Source organism: Pseudomonas sp. NPDC089428 (assembly GCF_044749325.1).
Lineage (GTDB): Bacteria > Pseudomonadota > Gammaproteobacteria > Pseudomonadales > Pseudomonadaceae > Aquipseudomonas.
In genome coordinates, this window is record NZ_JBIVHT010000003.1 from 388,937 (window position 1) to 409,666 (window position 20,730).

The window sequence follows — 20,730 nt, forward strand, 5'->3', positions numbered from 1 at the left end:
GCCACCGGGAAGGTGGCCGGTTGGTGCGTATCAGGCCAGCGCGGCATCTGCGGCGTAGGCATGCTTGAGCAGTTCGGTGAAGCGCTCGAAGGCGGCAACCGCACCGCGCTCGGCGGCGGCGTCTTCCTCGGGCGACAGCGCCAGGCCATCGAGGATACGGGTGAACTGCTTCCAGCCTTCGGCACGGCCACCGGCCGGCTCGCCGAGGTGGCGGGCACCGAAACTGTCGGACAATTCCAGGGCCACGGCACGCTTGATCAGGAACGCTGCGCCAAGTTTGGAGCCTTCTGACACGAAGATCCAGCCCATTGCCTCACCCAGGCTTGGGTTCTGCAGCGCGCCGGGCACGGCAGCTGGCACTTCGCTGCCGAGGTCGGCGAGGTCCAGGCGGGCCTGTTCGGCGCGGCAGCGCTCGGCCAGGTCGGGGACGATGGCGATCAGTTGCGGGTCGTTGTACAGCGCTTGCAGTTCGGCCTGGAACAGGTACTGGGCGACGACGAAGCGGGCGAAGCTTTCGCGGCTGTCGAAGGGGGCGTGGGATTTGACCAGTGCGTCGAGTTCGCTGTGCGGAGCGTGGGTGGCCTGGTTCAGGCGTTGCGAGCGCAGGGCTGGGCGGTCGGTCATGGGTGTGTCCTTGGTAAATGAGGGCGTCTAGTGACAAGACGAAACAGCGGGGTGGTAACAGTAAAAAAACTGGGTTTTCATGCTGAGTTCTGCAGCGCCTATGAGATCGAGCGCCGCCCGCGCGGCGCATCGCGGATAAATCCGCTCCTACATTTGTTGCAACGTGCCGAACCTGTTACGCCATGGTTGCCCGCCCTGGCGCATGTCTTGAGTCTTGCAAACCGCTGACAACCGTGGCCTGTCAGGCGTGGCCACGTTGCAACAAATGTAGGAGCGGATTTATCCGCGATGCGCCGCGCGGGCGGCGCTCGGTCTAACAGGCGCAACAATCCTCAAACCGTACCGTCAGATATCCCACACCACATTGATGGCGAAGTTGCGCCCCGGCATGGTCAGGCGATCAAGGTTGGCCGGTTGGGTCACACCTGCTTCACCCTGGCCGTCGTAGCCGCGCACCGAATCCCACTGCCAGTACTTCTTGTCGGTCAGGTTGTACAACCCGGCGTTGACGGTGACGTCGTCGGTCACTTTGTAGAAGCCACTCAGGTCAAGCACACCATAGCCGGGCGTGCGGAACTGCGAGCTCTGGCCGTCCGGTGCGAAGAACGTGGTGTCGTCGACACGGGTCTTGCGCTTGACCAGGGTCCAGCTCAGCAGGCCGCCGTAGTTCGGCTGCTCGTAACCCAGGCCGAACACGCCGGTCAGCGGGTTGACGCTGTTCAGTGGCTGCCCATTGTCATCGTTGCGGCCGTAGGCGTAGGCGATCGAGCCCTGGGTGTACAGGCCCTGCGCCGCACCGAAGTGGTCGAGGTTCAGGCGGCCCTTGATCTCGGCGCCCTTGATGGTGGCGTGCTTGATGTTGTTGGCCTGGAATGTGGTTTCCAGGTTGGCCGATTGCACGGCGTCTTCGTCGATGAAGTCGCGGTACTTGTTGTAGAACACCGCCACGTCGAAGTTGCCGGCGTCGAAGTTGCCACGCAGGCCGGTTTCGTAGCTCTTGCTCTTTTCCGGTTCGAGCCCGGGGTTGCCCTGCACGCTGTAGCCCAGGGTCGGGTTATCGAAGCGCCCGTACATCGACTTGGCGGTCGGGGTACGGAAGCCCTCGGCGTACTGGCCGTACCAGGTGTAGTTGTCGTTGAAGGCGTAGGTCAGGCCGAACTTGGGCGAGACGCGGTGCCACTTCTTGTCCGAGTCGTCGAGGCTGCTAGGAGCGGTACCCGAACCCTGTATGCCACGCAGGAACTCCTCGGTGAACTTCGGCTCCATGCGCGTGTAGTCGTAGCGTGCGCCGGGCATGAAGGTCCAGTTGTTCCAGCGGATCTCATCCTGCACGAACAGGCTGTAGGTGTTCACGGTCGGATCCGGGAAGTCGCTGACCAGCGCCTGGGCGTCGCTGGTGCTGACCTGGCCGATGGTGCGGCAGGTGCCACCGACCGCTAGGCAGGTGCCGGTGCCGCTGCGCGAGCCGGTGACCTTTTCGTGCTTGAGGGTGGTGCCGTAGGTCAGCAGGTGATCGGTGGCGCCGATGCTGAAGGCCTTGTCCAGCTGGGCGTCGAACACCCACTGGCGGTCCTTGTAGGTGGTGTCGCGGGTGCGCAGCACGGTGCGGCTGAACGGGAAGTAGACTTCCTCGGTGCTCTGGTCGGTCTTGGCGACCTGATAATTCAGGCTCCACTTGACGTGGTCGGCGACCAGCGAATCCAGGCCGAACTCGTGGTTGATGCCGAAACGCTCGCGGGTCACCGTGTCGTTGCCGATGCGGCTACGGTACATGCCCAGGCCGGTGCCGTTGGTGAACGGGCCGCCGACGGCGCTGAGGATGTTCTGGTCGCGGTCATCCTTGTAGCGCTCGTAGGTGAAACCCAGGCGGGCATCGTCGGCGTAGTTCCAGCCCAGCTTGGCCAGCACGTTGGTGGTGCGCACGTCTTCCGGGTTGGCCTCGGTGCGTGCCAGGCCGGTGCCGCCATGGCTGCCGTAGGAGTCGGTCTCGTGGCCATTGCGCTGGCTCAGGTGCAGCAGGCCGTCGAAATCGCCGGTACGGCCAGCCACGGTAGCCGAGGTCAGCCAGCTGTCGTCGGCCGAGCTGTAGCCGGTCTTCAGGCGTGCACCGACGTCCTTGCCGGGCTTGATGATGTCGTCCGGGTCGAGGGTGAAGTAGCTCACTGCGCCGCCGATGGCGTTGCTGCCGTACAGCACCGATGCCGGGCCGGGGAGGATTTCCACACGCTTGACGATCTCGGGGTCGACGTAGTTGCGCTGGGTCTGGGCGTAGGGGCCATAGAAGAAGCTGTCGGGGATCGACACGCCATCGACCTGGGTAAGGACGCGCTCGCCGTCGATGCCGCGGATGTTGTAGCCGTTCAGGCCGCTGCGCTGGCCGGTGCCCCCCACCGATACACCCGGTTCGTAACGGACCAGCTCCTGGATGTTGTTGACGTTCTGCCGGTCCAGTTGCTCGCGGGTCTGCACGGTCACGGTGCTCGGCACCTGGCTCACGTCCTGGGCGCTACGGGTGGCGCTGACTGTCATCTGCTGCAGGGCGATGACGTTGCCCGCCGACTGGCGTTCGAGCACTACGTTACCGTTGCTGATCTTACGAAAGCCCAGGCCGGTGCCCTGGAGCAGGCGCTTGAGGGCGGCGTCTGGCGGCAGCGAACCCTGAACGCCAGGCGACGCCACGCCGTCGGCCAGTTCGGCGCTGAAGCCGACCTGCCAGCCGGTGACCTTGCTGAAGGCGTTGATCGCCTCGACCAGAGGCTGCTGGGCAATGCTGAAGCGGTAGTCGCCCATGCGCGGGCTGCTGGCCTGAGCAGGTTCGGCGGCCAGCGCCGGCAGGCTGAAGGTACCTGTGGCGAGCAGCGCCAGCGTCAGCAGGGACAGCTGACCGGTACGGCGGGGAAGGGTGGACGGGCGAGTTGGACCTGTGGACATCGAAAGCGCTCCCTGACGCGCGAACTGTTATAGGTGATGACCGTTCTTGTTTTCAAACAAGAATCAGTTGCATTGGCTATAACGAGACGGACGGGGTTGCGCGATCGCGTAAAAAAACTTGTAGGTCAGTTGATGATCACCACGGCGGGGAACTCGTGCAGTTGCGCCGAGGTGATGTGGGCCAGGGCGCGCAGGGTTTCCAGCGGCTGATCGAGGCGGTAGTTGCCGGTCACCGCCATGTCGTCGAGGTGGTCGTTGCGGTTGATGATCCAGCCGGGGTAATAGCGCCGCACTTCGGCCAATACCTGGCTCAAGGGGCAGTTCTCGAACACCAGGCGGCCATCGACCCAGGCCAGGTCCTTGTGCATGTCCGGGCGTTGGCGCTGGCCGAAGCCCTGCGGGCCAACACTGATGCTGTCGCCGGCACTGAGGCGGATGCGCTGGTTGCTGGCGGCCTGCAAGTCGACGTCGCCACGTTGCACGCGAACCTGCGCCTCGCCGTCGAGGTAGCGCACGGCAAAATCGGTGTCGCGCACCTGTGCGCGCACTGGCCCTGCCTGCACTTCAAGCGGCAGCTGGGCACTACCGGGCACCTGGAAATACGCCTCGCCCTGCAGCAGGCGCGCGACCTGGCGCCCGCCCTGCAGGTCGCTGGCGAAAGCGGAGTTGGTGTTGAGCAGGACCTTGGCGCCGTCATCCAGCTCCAGGCGCTGGCGCTCACCGACCACGGTCAGGTGGTCCGCCTGCAGGCGCACCGGCAAGTTGCCAAATGTGAACAGCCCGACCAGCAGCACGGCGGCGGTCGCCAGTGGCTTCCAGTGTGCACGCAGGCGCCCGCGCAACGAGCGGCGCTGATGCTGGTGCAGGTGCAGGGCGGCCTGGCGCAGCGGGGTACCGTTCCACAGGGCTTCGGCCTCGACATAGGCTTCGGCGTTCTCAGGCGCTGCGCTGAGCCATTGCTCGAAGGCCAGGGTGTCGGCCTCGCTGGCGCACTGCAGGCGCACGAGCCAGTCCAGCGCCTCGTCCAGCGCACGGGCGCGGGCGTCGGGCCCGGTGGCTGGCGGGCGAGTGACGGGGCTGTCGGTCACGGTGGGTCCTTGCAGGTATTTTTGCGAATGATCAAGGCTGGGGCGAAGCATGGCAAGGGCTACGGCGCATTCGGCGAGCCGGCGGTCGGCTCATTTGAGGCGGTCGGCCACGCCCATGCAGATCGCCATGATCAGTTTCAGTTCCTTCTGTACCGTGCTGGCCGAGACTTGCAGTTGCTCGGCAATTTCCAGGTAGCTGGCGCCGTGCAGGCGGCTGAGGATGAAGATACGCTGCTGGCGTTCGGTCAGCTGGTTGAGGCTGACGCTCAGGTGCTTGAGCAGTTGTTCGGCGTGGGCGGCGTCCTCGCTGCTGCCGAGCGGGGACGCGACATTGTGCAGCACCTCGTCAGGCACATCGTCGACCAGCATGCGCGACTGCACCCGCCGTGTACGCAGGTGGTCCAGGGCAAGGTTGCGGGCGGTCTGGAAGACGAACGGCTCGAGGTGTTCGATGGGCCGTTCACCCAAGGCGCGGGATACCCGCAGGTAGGTTTCCTGCAACAGGTCCTCGGCCGTGCTGGGGTTGCCCACCATGCGTTGCAGGGTACGCAGCAGGGAAAGGCGCTGGACGAGGAAGACGGAGTTGAACCGGGACTGACTCACGGGGGGACCTGGCCGACGAAAGGTTAATGATAATGCTTATCATCTTGCGCTCAGGTCAAGCTGGGAATTGTTAGGGAAAGGTAAAGATTGTGAGCTGTGGGGGCTTGGATGGGGATGTCTGGAGATATTCAGCGCCTGTGAGATCGAGCGCCGCCCGCGCGGCGCTCGATTTCACAGGCGCCAAAAACCTACAGCCAGGAGGAGCCCTCAGCGCGCGCTGGCCAACGCCAGGCAGTTGTCCAGCATGCGGTTGGAGAACCCCCACTCGTTGTCATACCAGGCCAGCACCTTGAGCATCCGCCCGTTGGCGCGGGTATGGTTGGCATCGAAGATCGACGACAGCGGGTTGTGGTTGAAATCGCAAGACACCAGCGGCAGGGCGTTGTAACCGAGCACCTTGGAGTGCCGGCTGGCTTCGAGGAACAGCTGGTTGACCTGCTCGGCGGTGGCCTCGCGTTTGAGGTTGACGGTAAGGTCGACCAGTGACACGTTGATCACCGGTACGCGCACGGCCATGCCGGTGAGCTTGCCGGCCAGTTCCGGCAGCACCAGGCCCACGGCCTCGGCGGCGCCGGTCTTGCTCGGGATCATCGACTGGGTGGCCGAACGGGCGCGGTACGGGTCGCTGTGGTAGACGTCGGTCAGCACCTGGTCATTGGTGTAGGCGTGGATGGTGGTCATCAGCCCCTGTTCGATGCCGAACTCGCGGTGCAGCACCTGGGCGATCGGCGCCAGACAGTTGGTGGTGCACGAGGCGTTGGAGATGATCTGGTGCGAAGCCCGCAGGATATCGTGGTTGACCCCGTACACCACGGTGGCATCGACGCCCTTGCCCGGTGCCGAGACGATCACCTTGCTGGCGCCAGCAGCCAGGTGTGCGGCGGCCTTGGCGCGGTCGGTGAACAGCCCGGTGCATTCGAAGACCACGTCGATCGCTTCGGCCTTCCAGGGCAGTTCGGCCGGGTTGCGGATGGCACTGACCGCGATACGGTCACCATTGACCGTGAGGCTTTCATGGTCGGCCTCGACCACTGCATCGAAGGTGCCGTGCACGCTGTCATATTTGAGCAGGTGTGCGTTCATCGCGCTGTCACCCAGGTCGTTGATGGCGACGACCTGCAGGTCCTGGCGGTAGCCTTGGGTATACAGTGCGCGCAATACATTGCGCCCGATGCGGCCGAATCCATTGATGGCGATACGTAGGGTCATGGCAGTACCTCTGGCGGTCCGAGTGAAACCTGTGGCAAAAAAGCGCTTCACTGAAACGGTTTTGTTGTTGGAATTACAAGATTATTCACTGGCCGATAGAAAACAAGCCTTTTTGATGGCAGTATTTTGTTTAAATATACAACGAGTGGTTGGGCGCAGTGCCTCCCCCGATGTTGCCGCCCCCTCTACCATGAGCCTAGGCCGCAATCGTTTGGAGGGGAAATGCCCGGTAAACCGCCCTTACAATTAGCCTGGAGTCCAGTACATGCATCCGCGCATCCTTGAGGTCACCCAACGGCTGATCGAACGTAGCCGTGCCACCCGCGAACGCTACCTGCAGCTGATTCGTGGCGCGGCCAGTGACGGCCCCATGCGTGCCAGCCTGCAATGCGCCAACTTCGCCCACGGTGTGGCCGGTTGCGGCGCCGAGGACAAGCAGACCCTGCGCTTGATGAACGCGGCCAACGTCGCCATCGTCTCGGCCTACAACGACATGCTCTCGGCGCACCAGCCGTATCTGCATTTCCCTGACCAGATCAAGCAGGCCCTGCGCGAGGTCGGCTCGGTCGGCCAGTTCGCCGGTGGCGTGCCGGCCATGTGCGACGGCGTGACTCAAGGCGAGCCGGGTATGGAACTGGCTATCGCCAGCCGCGAAGTGATCGCCATGTCCACGGCGGTAGCGCTGTCGCACAACATGTTCGACGCAGCGTTGATGCTCGGCATCTGCGACAAGATCGTCCCCGGCCTGATGATGGGGGCGCTGCGCTTCGGCCACCTGCCGACCATCTTCGTTCCGGGCGGGCCGATGGTTTCCGGCATTTCCAACAAGCAGAAGGCCGACGTGCGCCAGCGCTATGCCGAAGGCAAGGCCAGCCGCGAGGAACTGCTCGAGTCGGAAATGAAGTCCTACCACAGCCCCGGCACCTGCACCTTCTACGGCACTGCCAACACCAACCAGCTGGTGATGGAAGTCATGGGCCTGCACCTGCCAGGTGCCTCGTTCGTCAACCCTTACACCCCGCTGCGCGATGCCCTGACCGCCGAGGCAGCACAGCAGGTCACGCGCATGACCAAGGCCAGTGGCAGCTTCATGCCGCTGGGCGAGATCGTCGACGAGAAGGCGCTGGTCAACTCCATCGTGGCGTTGCACGCTACTGGCGGCTCGACCAACCACACCCTGCACATCCCGGCAATCGCCCAGGCGGCCGGCATCCAACTGACCTGGCAGGACATGGCCGACCTGTCCGAAGTGGTGCCGACCCTGTCCCACGTCTACCCCAATGGCAAGGCCGACATCAACCACTTCCAGGCTGCGGGCGGCATGGCCTTCCTGATCCGTGAACTGCTCGATGCCGGGCTGTTGCACGAAGACGTCAACACCGTCGCTGGCCACGGCCTGCGCCGCTACACCCAGGAGCCGTTCCTCGACAACGGCAAGCTGGTGTGGCGCGAAGGGCCGCAGCAGAGCCTGGACGAGAGCATCCTGCGCCCGGTGGCGCGGCCATTCTCGGCCGAAGGCGGCCTGCGGGTGATGGAAGGCAACCTGGGCCGTGGCGTGATGAAGGTCTCGGCGGTAGCGCCTGAGCACCAGGTGGTCGAGGCGCCGGCACGGGTGTTCCATGACCAGCAGTCGCTGGCCGATGCCTTCAAGGCCGGTGAGCTGGAGTGCGATTTCGTTGCCGTGGTGCGCTTCCAGGGCCCGCGCTGCAACGGCATGCCCGAGCTGCACAAGCTGACGCCGTTCCTGGGCGTGCTGCAGGACCGTGGCTACAAGGTGGCGCTGGTGACCGACGGGCGCATGTCAGGCGCTTCGGGCAAGATCCCGGCGGCCATCCACGTCTGCCCCGAAGCGTTCGATGGTGGGCCGCTGGCACGCGTGCGCGATGGTGATATCGTGCGGGTCGATGGCGTCGAAGGCACGCTGCGGGTCATGGTGTCGGCAGAAGAGCTGGCCAGCCGTGAGCTGCCGCCCGCGCCCCAGGGCAACGACCTGGGCTGCGGCCGTGAACTGTTCGGCTTCATGCGCATGGCGTTCAGCCCGGCAGAGCAGGGCGCGAGCGCCTTCACCTCGGCCCTGGAGAACCTCAAATGAAGGACCTGCTGGTTGGCGACATCGGTGGCACCAATGCCCGTTTTGCGTTGTGGCGTGACAACCAGCTGTGCCAGGTGCAGGTCTTCGCCACGGCGGACTACACCAGCCCGGAACAGGCCATCGAGGCTTACCTGCAAGGCCAGGGTATTGCCCGTGGCGGCCTTGCCGCGGTGTGCCTGGCGGTGGCCGGGCCGGTGAATGGTGATGAGTTCCGTTTCACCAACAACCACTGGCGGCTGAGCCACAAGGCGTTTTGCCAGACCTTGCAGGTCGAGCGGCTGCTGCTGATCAACGACTTTTCTGCCCAGGCCCTGGGCATGACCCGGCTGCAACCCGGCGAGTATCGTGAGGTCTGCGCAGGCCAGGCGGACCCGACGCGGCCCGCGCTGGTGATCGGCCCGGGTACTGGCCTGGGCGTTGGCAGTCTGCTGCGCCTGGGCGAGCAGCACTGGCTGGCGCTGCCGGGTGAGGGTGGGCATGTCGACCTGCCGGTGGGCAATGCCCGCGAGGCGGCGCTCCATCAGCAGATGCACGACCAGATCGGCCACGTCAGCGCCGAGACCGTTCTCAGTGGTGGTGGCCTGGTGCGCTTGTATCAGGCCATGTGCGCGCTGGACGGCGACACGCCCAGACACACATCCCCGGCGCAGATCACCGATGCGGCACTGAGCGGCGAACCACGGGCGCAGGCGGTGATCGAGCAGTTCTGCCGCTTCCTCGGGCGCGTGGCTGGTAACAATGTGCTGACCCTCGGCGCACGCGGCGGGGTGTACATTGTCGGCGGCGTGATCCCGCGCTTTGCCGAGCTGTTCCTGCGCAGCGGTTTTGCCGCCAGCTTTGCCGACAAGGGCTGCATGAGTGGCTACTTCGCGGGCGTGCCGGTGTGGCTGGTGACAGCCGAGTTCTCTGGCCTGCTCGGTGCCGGTGTGGCACTGCAGCAAACCCTGGATCACTGATACTCTCGAACAGGCTGCACCGTGCCAGCAGGCGAAAAGACCTGCGACAACAAGAGGGCGGGATACCTTGAGCACTGCCGGAAAATCGATCCTGATGGTCGACGACGATCAGGAAATTCGTGAACTGCTGCAAACCTACCTGAGCCGCGCCGGCTTCCAGGTCCACGGCGAAGCCGACGGCCAGGGTTTTCGCCGCGCCTTGGAAAACGCCCACTGCGACCTGGTGATCCTCGACGTCATGCTCCCCGACGAAGACGGCTTCAGCCTGTGCCGCTGGGTGCGCCAGCACCCGCGCCAGTCGCGAGTACCGATCATCATGCTGACCGCCAGCTCCGATGAAGCCGACCGCGTCATCGGCCTGGAACTGGGGGCCGATGATTACCTGGGCAAGCCGTTCAGCCCGCGTGAGCTGCAGGCGCGCATCAAGGCCCTGTTGCGCCGCAGCGAGTTCGGCCAGGCCGCGCCAGCCAGTGCCGTGCTGGCCTTCGATGACTGGCGTCTGGATACCGTCAGCCACCGCCTGTTCCACCGCGATGGTGAAGAGGTGATTCTGTCCGGGGCCGACTTCGCCCTGCTCAAGCTGTTTCTCGATCACCCTCAACAGATTCTCGACCGCGACACCATCGGCAACGCCACCCGTGGCCGCGAGCCGATGCCGCTGGACCGCATCGTCGACATGGCGGTCAGCCGCCTGCGCCAGCGCCTGCGCGACACCGACAAGCCGCCCCGGCTGATCCGCACCGTGCGTGGCAGTGGTTACCTGCTGGCTGCCCATGTCTGCTGCGCGTCCTGAGCGGCGCTGGCGCCTGCTGCCGCGCTCGCTGCTGGGGCGCATGCTGCTGCTGACCCTGCTCGTGGTGCTGCTGGCCCAGGGCCTGTCGAGCCTGATCTGGGTTGCCCAGTTGCGTGCCAGCCAGTTGCAGGGGCTGCGCGCCAGTGCCGGGAGCCTGGCCCATTCCATGAGTGCCAGCGTCAGCTACTTCCGCTCGTTGCCGGTGGCCTATCGGCCGATGGTACTCGATCAATTGCGCAGCATGGGTGGCACGCGCTTCTTCGTATCGCTCAACGACAAGCCGCTGGACATGCCGGTGTTGCCCATCACGCCACGCAAGCAGGCGGTGATCGACGTGTTCCAGCAGGTGCTGCACGAACGCCTGGGCGAGCAGATGGAAATCTCCGTCGAATTCGTCGCCCCCGATGACCTGCGCATCTTCAACAGCGGCCTGAAGCTCGATGAGCTGCCGCGCTCGTGGGCCCATTACTCGCTGACCCTGGAGCCGCTCAACCCGCCAGTGCTGGTGACCCAGATCCGCCTGGACCAGGGCGAGTGGCTGTACATCGCATCCTTGCTGCCCGAGCCTTACACCAGCCTCGAAAGCGAACGCCTGCCGCGCCAGCAGATCGGCTTCATTGTCCTCACCACGGCCTTGCTGCTGTTGTTCATCGGCTTGCTGGTGCACTGGCAGAGCTGGCCGCTCAAGCGCCTGGCCCGCGCCGCGCGTGAGCTGTCATTGGGCGCGGATGTGGCGCCGGTGGCCGAGGGCGGCGGCAGCGAGGTGGTCGAAGTGGGGCGGGCGTTCAACAGCATGCGCGAGCGCATCAGCCGTTACCTGACCGAGCGTTCCCAGTTGTTCAGTGCCATTTCCCACGACCTGCGCACACCGATCACGCGCTTGCGCCTGCGCGTGGAACTGCTCGAGGACGAGCGCCTGCAGGCCAAGTTCAGCCAGGACCTCGACGAGCTGGAGCTGCTGGTCAAAGGGGCACTGCAGTGCGTGAAGGACACCGACATCCACGAGAACATCGAGCCGATCGACCTCAACCAGGTGCTGGAGATTCTCGCCGAGCCCTATCTGGGTGACGGCCGTATTACCGTCGAAGGGCGAGCCCTGTCGCCGTACCCGGGCAAGCCGCTGGCCCTGCGCCGCTGCATCGGCAACCTGATCGACAATGCCATCAAGTATGGCGAGCGGGCACACCTGCGCATCATCGACAATGCCGAGGGCTTTGTCCTGCAGGTGGATGACCAGGGCCCCGGCGTGCCGCAACAGCAGATGGAGCAGGTGTTCGAGCCGCATTTTCGCCTGGCCGGCAAGCAGCAGGGCTATGGCCTGGGCCTGGGTATCGCGCGCAACATCGCCCATAGCCATGGCGGCGAAGTGAGCCTGCTCAACCTGCGCGAAGGTGGCTTGCGGGTGACGCTCTATCTACCAAGAGGCGTGGATTGATCCGTGTCACAGATTGGTGACACATCCGTCCCCCTTCGTGACATACCAGTCAGGACGGCTGGCTAGACTTCACCGACCACACGCAAGGAACGCGCTGGCCCATGAATACCCCTGATCTGGCCCCCGGCAGTTGGCTGGGTTCAACCGTACATGCCGCCTGGCTGCAGGCTGAAGGGCAACGCCTGCTGGCGTTTGCCAGGGCTTCGCAGTTGCCTGAGGGCTTCGGCTGCCTCGATGCACAAGGTTGCCTGCCGTCCGCTGCTGGCAGCGAAACCCTGCAGACCACGCGCATGACCCACAGCTTCGCCCTGGCTCATCTTCAGGGTGTGCCCGGCTGCCTGCCATTGGTCGAGCATGGCGTCAGCGCCTTGCGCGGTGCCTTGCACGATGCTCGCCACGGCGGCTGGTTCGCTCACCCGCCAGGGCAGGGCGACAGCGCCAAGGCTGCCTACCTGCATGCCTTCGTCGCGTTGGCCGCAAGCTCTGCGGTGGTCGCGGGTGCCATGGGTGCTCAGGGCTTGCTGGCGGATGCCATCCATACCCTCGAAGCGCGGTTCTGGAGCGAGGAGCAGGGCGCCCTGCGCGAGTCGTTTTCCAGCGACTGGCAGCAGGCGCAGGCCTATCGCGGGGCCAACAGCAACATGCACGCCACCGAGGCATTCCTGGCGCTGGCCGATGTCACCGGCGATACGCTGTGGCTCGATCGCGCCCTGCGTATCGCCCAGCGCATCATCCACACCCATGCCGCCGCCAACGGCTTTCGGGTGGTCGAGCATTTCGACGCGCACTGGCAGCCGCTGCCGCACTACAACCGCGAGGATCCCGCCAACCACTTTCGGCCTTATGGCACCACGCCTGGCCATGCATTCGAATGGGCGCGGCTGCTGCTGCATCTGGAAGCGGCTCGCGATCTGGCCGGGCTGCATGCACCGGACTGGTTGCTGGGCTGTGCCCGTGGCCTGTTCGACAGCGCCTGTCGTGATGCCTGGAACGTCGATGGCAGCAAGGGCATCGTCTACACCCTGGACTGGGACAACCGCCCGGTGGTGCGCGAGCGCCTGCACTGGGTGCATGCCGAAGCCTGCGCCAGTGCGGCAGCCCTGCTGCGCCGTACCGGCGAGGCGCAGTATGAGCGCTGGTACCGCTGCTTCTGGGATTTCATCGACTGCCATTTCATCGACCGAGCGGCCGGCAGCTGGCATCACGAACTCGACCCGGGCAACCGGCCTGCCGCGACCATCTGGGCGGGCAAGCCGGACCTCTATCACGCCTATCAGGCGGTACTGTTGCCGGGGTTGCCGTTGGCGCCGAGCCTGGCAACTGCCGTTTCAGGTTATGTAACCAAACGATGACATTCGCGCATCGCTTCGTTACCTGGCGAAGCGGGCACGCTGATTAGACTCCATGCAATGCAAGCGACCGACTTGCCCGGCATAACAACAAGAAAGGTATTCCGATGACTTCGACTCTCCGCCTCGCCGCCGCGATCTCCCTCGCCTCGCTCTTGCCGCTCAGTGTCTGCGCCGCCGAATCCAAAGGCAGCGTCGAAGTGGTGCACTGGTGGACCTCCGGTGGTGAAAAAGCTGCTGTGGATGTGCTCAAGGATCAGGTCGAGAAAGATGGCTTCACCTGGAAGGACGGCGCTGTCGCCGGTGGCGGTGGTGCCACGGCCATGACCGTGCTCAAGAGCCGCGCAGTGGCGGGCAATCCGCCGGGCGTCGCGCAGATCAAGGGGCCGGACATCCAGGACTGGGCCGCCACCGGCCTGCTCGATGCCGATGTGCTCAAGGACGTTGCCAAGGAAGAAAAGTGGGACTCGCTGCTCGACAAGAAGGTCGCCGACACCGTTAAGTACGACGGTGACTATGTCGCCGTACCGGTCAACATCCACCGCATCAACTGGCTGTGGATCAACCCGGATGTCTTCAAGAAGGCTGGCATCGACAAGGCGCCGACCACCCTCGACGAATTCTACGCCGCGGCCGACAAGCTCAAGGCCGCCGGTTTCATCCCGCTCGCCCACGGCGGCCAGCCCTGGCAGGACAGCACGGTGTTCGAAAGCGTGGTGCTGGCTGTGATGGGGTCAGAGGGCTACAAGAAAGCCATGGTCGACCTGGACGAATCGGCGCTGACCGGGCCCGAGATGGTCAAGGCGCTCACCGAGCTGAAGAAGGTCGCCACCTACATGGACCCGGACGGCAAGGGCCAGGACTGGAACCTGGAGGCGGCCAAGGTCATCAACGGCAAGGCCGGCATGCAGATCATGGGTGACTGGGCCAAGAGCGAGTGGACCCTGGCCAAGAAGACCGCCGGCAAGGACTACCAGTGCGTGCCGTTCCCCGGCACTGAAAAGGCGTTCCTCTACAACATCGACTCGCTGGTGGTGTTCAAGCAGAACGACAAGGGCACAGCTGCCGGCCAGCAGGACATCGCTCGCAAGGTGCTTGGCGATCACTTCCAGAAGGTCTTCAGCATCAACAAGGGCTCGATCCCGGTGCGCAACGACATGCTCGCCGACATGGGCAAGTACGGTTTCGATGCCTGCGCCCAGACCTCCGCCAAGGACTTCCTTGCCGACGCCAAGAGCGGCGGCCTGCAGCCGAGCATGGCGCACAACATGGCCACCACGCTGGCCGTGCAAGGCGCATTCTTCGATGTGGTGACCAACTACATCAACGACCCCAAGGCCGACCCGGCCGATGCGGCGAAGAAGCTGGCGGCGGCGATCAAGGCTGCCAAGTAGCCACCTCGAGGCTGGCGAAGTCCCTGTGGGAGCGGGTAAACCCGCTCCCACAGGTGATGTGTTGACTCTAACCTGGTGGCTAACATGACTACACTGACCGCCCAATTGCGGGCCTCCCCCCTGGACGCGCTGCAGCGCTGGCTTCCGAAGCTGGTACTGGCGCCGAGCATGTTCATCGTCCTGGTGGGCTTCTATGGCTACATCCTCTGGACCTTCGTCCTGTCCTTCACCACCTCGACCTTCCTGCCGACCTACAAGTGGGCCGGCCTGGCGCAATACGCCCGGCTGTTCGACAACGACCGCTGGTGGGTGGCGAGCAAGAACCTGATGCTGTTCGGCGGCCTGTTCATCGCCATCAGCCTGGCCATTGGTGTGCTGCTGGCGGTGCTGCTGGACCAGCGCATCCGCCGCGAAGGCTTCATCCGCACCATTTACCTGTACCCCATGGCGCTGTCGATGATCGTCACCGGCACCGCCTGGAAATGGCTGCTCAACCCCGGCATGGGCCTGGACAAGCTGCTGCGCGACTGGGGCTGGGAGGGCTTTCGCCTGGACTGGCTGATCGACCCTGACCGGGTGGTGTACTGCCTGGTGATCGCCGCTGTGTGGCAGGCCTCGGGCTTCATCATGGCGATGTTCCTCGCCGGCTTGCGTGGTGTCGACCAATCGATCATCCGTGCCGCGCAAATCGACGGTGCCAGCCTGCCGCGCATCTACTGGACCGTGGTGCTGCCCAGCCTGCGCCCGGTGTTCTTCAGCTCGCTGATGATCCTGGCGCACATTGCCATCAAGAGCTTCGACCTGGTGGCGGCGATGACTGCCGGCGGCCCGGGCTACTCCTCCGACCTGCCCGCGATGTTCATGTACTCCTTCACCTTCAGCCGCGGCCAGATGGGCATGGGCTCGGCCAGCGCCATCCTCATGCTCGGGGCGATCCTGGCGATCCTCGTGCCGTACCTGTACTCGGAGCTGCGGAGCAAGCGCCATGCATAGTCCAACTGACAGACCGGCACTGAGCCTCAGCCGGGTCGCCATCCATGCCGTGCTGCTGCTCGCCGTCCTGCTGTACCTGGTGCCCCTGGTGGTGATGCTGCTGACCAGCTTCAAGTCCCCGGAAGACATCAGCACCGGCAACCTGCTGAGCTGGCCAACCGTGGTCACCGGCATCGGTTGGGTCAAGGCCTGGGGCACGGTCAGCGGCTACTTCTGGAACTCGATCATGATCACCGTGCCTGCGGTGCTGATCTCCACCGCCATCGGTGCGCTTAACGGCTACGTGCTGTCGATGTGGCGCTTCCGCGGCTCGCAACTGTTCTTCGGCCTGCTGCTGTTCGGTTGCTTCCTGCCGTTCCAGACCGTGCTGCTGCCGGCGTCGTTCACCCTCGGCAAGCTGGGCCTGGCCAGCACCACCAGCGGCCTGGTGCTGGTGCACGTGGTCTACGGCCTGGCCTTCACCACGCTGTTCTTCCGCAACTTCTACGTGAGCATTCCCGATGCCCTGGTCAAGGCCGCGCGCCTGGATGGCGCCGGCTTCTTCACCATCTTCCGCCGCATCATCCTGCCGATGTCGACACCGATCATCATGGTCTGCCTGATCTGGCAGTTCACCCAGATCTGGAACGACTTCCTGTTTGGCGTGGTGTTCTCCAGCGGCGACTCGCAACCGATCACCGTGGCCCTGAACAACCTGGTCAACACCAGCACCGGGGCCAAGGAATACAACGTCGACATGGCGGCGGCGATGATCGCCGGCCTGCCAACCCTGCTGGTCTACGTGGTGGCAGGCAAATATTTCGTCCGCGGGCTCACGGCCGGCGCGGTCAAGGGGTAAGTCATGGCAACGCTCGAACTTCGCAATGTGAACAAGACCTACGGCAGCGGCCTGCCGGACACCCTCAAGGACATCCAGCTGTCGATCAGGGACGGCGAGTTCCTGATCCTGGTCGGCCCCTCGGGCTGCGGCAAGTCGACCCTGATGAACTGCATCGCCGGCCTTGAAAACATCACCGGCGGTGCGATCCTCATCGACGACCAGGACGTCAGCGGCATGAGCCCCAAGGATCGCGACATCGCCATGGTGTTCCAGTCCTATGCGCTGTACCCGACCATGAGCGTGCGCGAGAACATCGAGTTCGGCCTGAAGATCCGCAAGATGCCGCAGGCGGCCATCGATGAAGAAGTGGCGCGGGTGGCCAAGTTGCTGCAGATCGAGCACTTGCTCGCGCGCAAGCCGGCGCAGCTGTCCGGTGGCCAGCAACAGCGTGTGGCCATGGGCCGGGCGCTGGCGCGGCGGCCGAAGATCTACCTGTTCGACGAGCCGCTGTCCAACCTCGACGCCAAGCTGCGGGTCGAGATGCGCACCGAAATGAAACTGATGCACCAGCGCCTGAAGACCACCACGGTGTATGTCACCCACGACCAGATCGAGGCCATGACCCTGGGCGACAAGGTGGCGGTGATGAAGGATGGCATCATCCAGCAGTTCGGCACCCCGCAGCAGATCTACAACGACCCGGCCAACCAGTTCGTCGCCAGCTTCATCGGCTCGCCGCCGATGAATTTCATTCCGGTGCGCCTGGCTAAGCAGGACGGGCGCCTGCTGGCGCTGCTCGACAGTGGCCAGGCGCGCTGCGAATTGCCGTTGGGGCCGGCCAACGATGACCTCGAAGGCCGCGAGATCATCCTCGGCATTCGCCCCGAACAGATCGCCCTGGGCGCAGGCGAGGGCAACGGCCTGCCGGGTATCCGAGCCGAAGTGCAGGTGACCGAGCCCACCGGGCCAGACTTGCTGGTGTTCGTCACCCTCAACCAGACCAAGGTCTGCTGCCGCCTGGCGCCAGATGTCGCCTGTCGGGTGGGCGATAGCCTGAACCTGCAGTTCGACCCGGCGCGGGTGCTGCTGTTCGACGCCGACAGCGGCGAACGTCTGCACCTGGCCAGCAGCATTACCGCGGTAAAGGACAATGTGGCTCACTTCAAGGGCCGCTGATTCGTCTACACCACCAATAAGAAAAAAGAGGACGCAAAGGGATGGAACAGCGCAATCGCATCAGGACCTTGGGTTCACTGGCCCTGCTCGCCGTGGTTGGCAGCAGCGGCGTGCAGGCTGCCGAGGCATTTTCCAGCGAGTCGAAATGGATGACCGGCGACTGGGGCGGCACCCGCACCGAGCTGCTGGACAAAGGCTATGACTTCACCCTCGACTACGTCGGCGAGGTCGCCGGTAACCTGCATGGCGGCTACAACGACGACAAGACCGCACGCTACAGTGACCAGTTCGCCCTCGGTGCGCACCTGGACCTGCAGAAGATCCTCGGTTGGCACGATGCCGAGTTCAAGCTGGCGATTACCGAGCGCAGTGGCCGCAACCTGTCCAACGACCGCATCAGTGACCCGCGCGCCGGGCAGTTCAGTTCGGTGCAGGAAGTGTGGGGCCGCGGCCAGACCTGGCGCCTGACGCAGATGTGGGTCAAGCAGAAGTACTTCGACGGTGCACTGGACGTGAAAGTCGGCCGTTTCGGTGAGGGCGAGGACTTCAACAGCTTCCCCTGCGACTTCCAGAACCTGGCTTTCTGCGGCTCGCAGGTGGGCAACTGGGTCGGCGGCATCTGGTACAACTGGCCGGTCAGCCAGTGGGCGCTGCGGGTCAAGTACAACATCACCCCGGAGTTCTTCGTCCAGGTCGGAGCCTACGAGCAGAACCCGTCGAACCTGGAGACCGGCAATGGCTTCAAGCTCAGCGGCAGCGGCACCAAGGGCGCGATCCTGCCGGTGGAGATGGTCTGGTCGCCCAAGGTCAATGACCTGCCGGGTGAATACCGCCTAGGTTATTACTACAGCACGGCCAAGGCCGATGATGTGTTCGAAGACGTCAACGGCAACCCGCAGGCGCTCACCGGCGAGGCCTTCAAGTCGCACTCGAGCAAGCACGGCTGGTGGGTGGTGGCGCAGCAGCAGGTTACCGCCCATGGCGGCGACATCAATCGCGGCCTGAGCCTGTTCGCCAACTTCACCGTGCACGACAAGGCCACCAACGTGGTCGACAACTACCAGCAGGTCGGCCTGGTCTACAAAGGCGCCTTCGATGCCCGGCCCAAGGACGACATCGGCTTTGGCGTAGCCCGCATCCACGTGAACGATGACGTGAAGAAGCGCGCCGAGTTGCTCAATGCCCAGAGCGGCATCGACGACTACGACAACCCGGGCTTCGTGCCGCTGCAACGCACCGAGTACAACGCCGAGCTCTACTACGGCTTCCACGTCACCAACTGGCTGACCGTGCGGCCCAACCTGCAGTACATCAAGAGCCCGGGCGGTGTGGATGAAGTGGACAACGCGCTGGTCGCAGGTTTGAAGATTCAGTCGTCTTTCTAAGCCTACTTGTTGTAAATTTACGCCAATCCAAATTCGGCTCCCGGCACCCACTGGCTTGCAGTGGTTGTCGGGGTTGGGCCGAGACAGCGCTATCTCAAACAACAAGAGCTTGGAACCATGCCTGAACATCCGCTACATCGCTTCTTTTCCTCGCAGCGGCCCCGGCCGACATTCGAGTGGGAGCGTTACCAGCAGCGCGATGTGCTGATCATTGACCATCCCCGTTGCCAGGCGGTGTTCAGCCGCCAGGGCGCGCAACTGCTGCACTTTCAGCCGGCGGGGGAACGGCCCTGGCTGTGGTGCGCCGAGCAATGGCCGCAAGTGGGCGCCATTCGCGGAGGTGTGCCGGTGTGTTGGCCCTGGTATGGTCGCCATCCCAGTGAAGACCTGTGGCCCGCCCATGGTTGGGCGCGCTTGCTGGACTGGAAGCTGGTGGACAGCCGCGAAGACGAGGAGGGTGTGAGCCTGAAGTGGCGGCTGGACCTGTGCGACTGGCAGGTTGACCTGCACGCCAGGCTAGGCAGCCGCATGGAATTGAGCCTGAGCACCGAGCACCAGGACAGCGAGCCCTGCCAGCTGAGCCATGCGCTGCTGGCATACTGGCGTATCAGTGACGTGTCCGAGATAGCGCTGTCCGGGCTTGAGGATATCGAAGGCTATGACCGCCTGAGCCGCCAGGCCTGCCGTGAAGATGGCGCGCTCAAGCTCAAGGGTGGCTGCCAGAAGGTCTACCCGGGCACGCCACGGGTGCAGTTGCAGGACCCGGCCTGGGAGCGGGAACTGTGCATCGACACTGGCGACAGCGACGATACCGTCGTCTGGCACCCAGGCAATCGGCCGCTGATGGGCGTCAGCGGCCGTGAATGCCAGGGTTTCGTCTGCGTCGAGGCGGCCAGTGGCAGTGGCCAAGGCCTGAGCCTGGCGCCGGGGCAACGTGCGCACCTGCGGCTGCAGGCGCACCGGCTCAGTTGAGCTCGTCGTCCTCGATCGGGTAGCGACTGGCGTTGAGGCTTTCCTTGATCTTGCGCAGGTGCGGCTGGAAGTCCACACCACGGCGCAGGGTCATGCCGGTGGCCAGTACGTCGAGCACGGTCAGCTGGATGATCCGCGAAGTCATCGGCATGTAGATGTCGGTGTCTTCCGGCAGCGGGATGTGCAGGCTCAGGCTGCAGGCCTGGGCCAACGGCGAACCGGCTGCGGTCAGGCCGAGCACCGAGGCACCGTTTTCCCGGGCCAGGCGCGCCACTTCGACCAGTTCGCGGGTGCGGCCGGTGTAGGAAATGATCACGAACAGGTCACCGGTGTGTGCCACCGAGGCCAGCATGCGCTGCATCAGCACGTCGGCATGGGCCGAAACCGCGAGGTTGAAGCGGAAGAACTTGTGCTGGGCATCAAGGGCTACCGGGGCCGAGGCGCCGAGGCCGAAGAAGTGGATCTGCCGGGCCTGGATCATCATGTCCACGGCGCGGCTGACCTGTTGCGGGTCAAGCTGCTGGCAGGCGCTGTCGAGCGAGGCGATGGCGCTGCCGAAGATTTTCTGGGTGTAGGCTGCCGGGTCGTCGTCGGCTTCCACCGCGCGGCTGACGTAAGCGGCGCCGCTGGCCAGGCTCTGCGCCAGCTGCAGCTTGAGTTCCGGGTAGCCGCTGACGCCGAACGAACGGCAGAAGCGGTTGACGGTCGGTTCGCTGACCTTGGCTGCCTGGGCCAACGCGGCGATGCTGAAGCGGGTGGCTTGTTGTGGGTTGAGCAGGATGACTTCGGCGACTTTGCGTTCGGCCTTGTTCAGCTCGTCGAGGCGTCCCTGGATCTGTTCCAGGAGGTTTCGCACGCGGTCCATGGGTGTGTCCTTGGGTCGGGAAGACAGCCGGCTGTGTGAGCAGCA

Annotated in this window: 18 protein-coding genes; 12 read left to right on the forward strand and 6 right to left on the reverse strand. The window is 64.5% G+C overall.

Features of this window, described 5'->3' with window-relative positions; genetic code table 11:
- Window positions 1-30: 30 nt before the first annotated feature.
- From ACIPZ5_RS08140 to gap, 5 genes are all read right to left on the reverse strand, one after another.
- Window positions 31-624, reverse strand: a complete 594-nt coding sequence (locus tag ACIPZ5_RS08140; protein ID WP_313713667.1) for a biliverdin-producing heme oxygenase — start codon at window positions 622-624, stop codon at window positions 31-33.
- A 345-nt stretch (window positions 625-969) separates the two neighbouring features.
- Window positions 970-3,555, reverse strand: a complete 2,586-nt coding sequence (locus tag ACIPZ5_RS08145; RefSeq protein ID WP_400807687.1) for a TonB-dependent receptor — start codon at window positions 3,553-3,555, stop codon at window positions 970-972.
- Window positions 3,556-3,680: 125 nt separating this feature from the next.
- On the reverse strand, window positions 3,681-4,643 hold the full coding sequence (locus tag ACIPZ5_RS08150; RefSeq protein WP_261942839.1) for a FecR domain-containing protein: 963 nt from the start codon (window positions 4,641-4,643) through the stop codon (window positions 3,681-3,683).
- Between the two features lie 90 nt (window positions 4,644-4,733).
- Window positions 4,734-5,246 carry an RNA polymerase sigma factor gene (locus ACIPZ5_RS08155; protein ID WP_085673511.1) on the reverse strand — a complete coding sequence of 171 codons (513 nt, stop codon included), beginning with the start codon at window positions 5,244-5,246 and terminating at the stop codon, window positions 4,734-4,736.
- Window positions 5,247-5,453: 207 nt separating this feature from the next.
- Complete coding sequence (gene gap, locus ACIPZ5_RS08160; protein WP_343598428.1) at window positions 5,454-6,455, reverse strand: type I glyceraldehyde-3-phosphate dehydrogenase; 1,002 nt, start codon at window positions 6,453-6,455, stop codon at window positions 5,454-5,456.
- Between gap and ACIPZ5_RS08165 the strand changes: the two genes are divergently transcribed.
- From ACIPZ5_RS08165 to ACIPZ5_RS08220, 12 genes are all read left to right on the forward strand, one after another.
- The gene (locus ACIPZ5_RS08165; RefSeq protein ID WP_343598430.1) at window positions 6,454-6,705 is read left to right on the forward strand and encodes a hypothetical protein; all 252 of its coding nucleotides are present in this window, start codon (window positions 6,454-6,456) and stop codon (window positions 6,703-6,705) included. The genes gap and ACIPZ5_RS08165 overlap by 2 nt on opposite strands.
- A gap of 15 nt (window positions 6,706-6,720) precedes the next feature.
- Window positions 6,721-8,547: a phosphogluconate dehydratase gene (gene edd, locus ACIPZ5_RS08170; protein ID WP_261942841.1), complete on the forward strand. Its 1,827-nt coding sequence runs from the start codon at window positions 6,721-6,723 to the stop codon at window positions 8,545-8,547.
- Entirely contained in the window at window positions 8,544-9,503 is a 960-nt protein-coding gene (locus ACIPZ5_RS08175; protein ID WP_400807694.1) for a glucokinase, read from the forward strand. Before edd ends, ACIPZ5_RS08175 begins: the two co-directional genes overlap by 4 nt.
- Window positions 9,504-9,570: 67 nt before the next feature.
- On the forward strand, window positions 9,571-10,296 hold the full coding sequence (gltR, locus tag ACIPZ5_RS08180; protein WP_261942843.1) for a two-component system response regulator GltR: 726 nt from the start codon (window positions 9,571-9,573) through the stop codon (window positions 10,294-10,296).
- Window positions 10,277-11,731, forward strand: coding sequence for an ATP-binding protein (locus ACIPZ5_RS08185; RefSeq protein ID WP_400807696.1), 1,455 nt, complete (start codon window positions 10,277-10,279; stop codon window positions 11,729-11,731). The genes gltR and ACIPZ5_RS08185 overlap by 20 nt, the downstream gene beginning before the upstream one ends.
- Window positions 11,732-11,832: 101 nt before the next feature.
- Window positions 11,833-13,083 carry an AGE family epimerase/isomerase gene (locus ACIPZ5_RS08190; RefSeq protein ID WP_400807698.1) on the forward strand — a complete coding sequence of 417 codons (1,251 nt, stop codon included), beginning with the start codon at window positions 11,833-11,835 and terminating at the stop codon, window positions 13,081-13,083.
- 104 nt (window positions 13,084-13,187) lie between these two features.
- Window positions 13,188-14,474 carry an ABC transporter substrate-binding protein gene (locus ACIPZ5_RS08195; protein ID WP_400807700.1) on the forward strand — a complete coding sequence of 429 codons (1,287 nt, stop codon included), beginning with the start codon at window positions 13,188-13,190 and terminating at the stop codon, window positions 14,472-14,474.
- A gap of 84 nt (window positions 14,475-14,558) precedes the next feature.
- Entirely contained in the window at window positions 14,559-15,467 is a 909-nt protein-coding gene (locus ACIPZ5_RS08200; RefSeq protein WP_313713680.1) for a sugar ABC transporter permease, read from the forward strand.
- Window positions 15,460-16,305, forward strand: a complete 846-nt coding sequence (locus tag ACIPZ5_RS08205; protein ID WP_400807702.1) for a carbohydrate ABC transporter permease — start codon at window positions 15,460-15,462, stop codon at window positions 16,303-16,305. The genes ACIPZ5_RS08200 and ACIPZ5_RS08205 overlap by 8 nt, the downstream gene beginning before the upstream one ends.
- A gap of 3 nt (window positions 16,306-16,308) precedes the next feature.
- Window positions 16,309-17,463, forward strand: a complete 1,155-nt coding sequence (locus ACIPZ5_RS08210; protein ID WP_261942849.1) for an ABC transporter ATP-binding protein — start codon at window positions 16,309-16,311, stop codon at window positions 17,461-17,463.
- Window positions 17,464-17,504: 41 nt separating this feature from the next.
- A complete protein-coding gene (locus ACIPZ5_RS08215; protein ID WP_343598446.1) occupies window positions 17,505-18,848 on the forward strand; it encodes a carbohydrate porin in 1,344 nt (447 codons plus the stop codon).
- Between the two features lie 117 nt (window positions 18,849-18,965).
- Window positions 18,966-19,820: a D-hexose-6-phosphate mutarotase gene (locus ACIPZ5_RS08220; RefSeq protein WP_261942851.1), complete on the forward strand. Its 855-nt coding sequence runs from the start codon at window positions 18,966-18,968 to the stop codon at window positions 19,818-19,820.
- Here ACIPZ5_RS08220 and hexR read toward each other — a convergent pair.
- Entirely contained in the window at window positions 19,813-20,676 is an 864-nt protein-coding gene (gene hexR, locus ACIPZ5_RS08225; protein WP_177326722.1) for a DNA-binding transcriptional regulator HexR, read from the reverse strand. The two genes, ACIPZ5_RS08220 and hexR, sit on opposite strands and share 8 nt — an antisense overlap.
- Window positions 20,677-20,730 lie beyond the last annotated feature (54 nt).

What these genes read in the sequence shown, in the direction of transcription:
- ACIPZ5_RS08140 (WP_313713667.1), bottom strand. Translation starts at nt 624, where the DNA reads ATGACCGACCGCCCAGCCCTGCGCTCGCAACGCCTGAACCAGGCCACC.
- ACIPZ5_RS08145 (WP_400807687.1), bottom strand. Translation starts at nt 3,555, where the DNA reads ATGTCCACAGGTCCAACTCGCCCGTCCACCCTTCCCCGCCGTACCGGT.
- ACIPZ5_RS08165 (WP_343598430.1), top strand. Translation starts at nt 6,454, where the DNA reads ATGGCAGTACCTCTGGCGGTCCGAGTGAAACCTGTGGCAAAAAAGCGC.
- gap (WP_343598428.1), bottom strand. Translation starts at nt 6,455, where the DNA reads ATGACCCTACGTATCGCCATCAATGGATTCGGCCGCATCGGGCGCAAT.
- edd (WP_261942841.1), top strand. Translation starts at nt 6,721, where the DNA reads ATGCATCCGCGCATCCTTGAGGTCACCCAACGGCTGATCGAACGTAGC.
- ACIPZ5_RS08175 (WP_400807694.1), top strand. Translation starts at nt 8,544, where the DNA reads ATGAAGGACCTGCTGGTTGGCGACATCGGTGGCACCAATGCCCGTTTT.
- ACIPZ5_RS08185 (WP_400807696.1), top strand. Translation starts at nt 10,277, where the DNA reads ATGTCTGCTGCGCGTCCTGAGCGGCGCTGGCGCCTGCTGCCGCGCTCG.
- ACIPZ5_RS08190 (WP_400807698.1), top strand. Translation starts at nt 11,833, where the DNA reads ATGAATACCCCTGATCTGGCCCCCGGCAGTTGGCTGGGTTCAACCGTA.
- ACIPZ5_RS08195 (WP_400807700.1), top strand. Translation starts at nt 13,188, where the DNA reads ATGACTTCGACTCTCCGCCTCGCCGCCGCGATCTCCCTCGCCTCGCTC.
- ACIPZ5_RS08200 (WP_313713680.1), top strand. Translation starts at nt 14,559, where the DNA reads ATGACTACACTGACCGCCCAATTGCGGGCCTCCCCCCTGGACGCGCTG.
- ACIPZ5_RS08205 (WP_400807702.1), top strand. Translation starts at nt 15,460, where the DNA reads ATGCATAGTCCAACTGACAGACCGGCACTGAGCCTCAGCCGGGTCGCC.
- ACIPZ5_RS08210 (WP_261942849.1), top strand. Translation starts at nt 16,309, where the DNA reads ATGGCAACGCTCGAACTTCGCAATGTGAACAAGACCTACGGCAGCGGC.
- ACIPZ5_RS08215 (WP_343598446.1), top strand. Translation starts at nt 17,505, where the DNA reads ATGGAACAGCGCAATCGCATCAGGACCTTGGGTTCACTGGCCCTGCTC.
- ACIPZ5_RS08220 (WP_261942851.1), top strand. Translation starts at nt 18,966, where the DNA reads ATGCCTGAACATCCGCTACATCGCTTCTTTTCCTCGCAGCGGCCCCGG.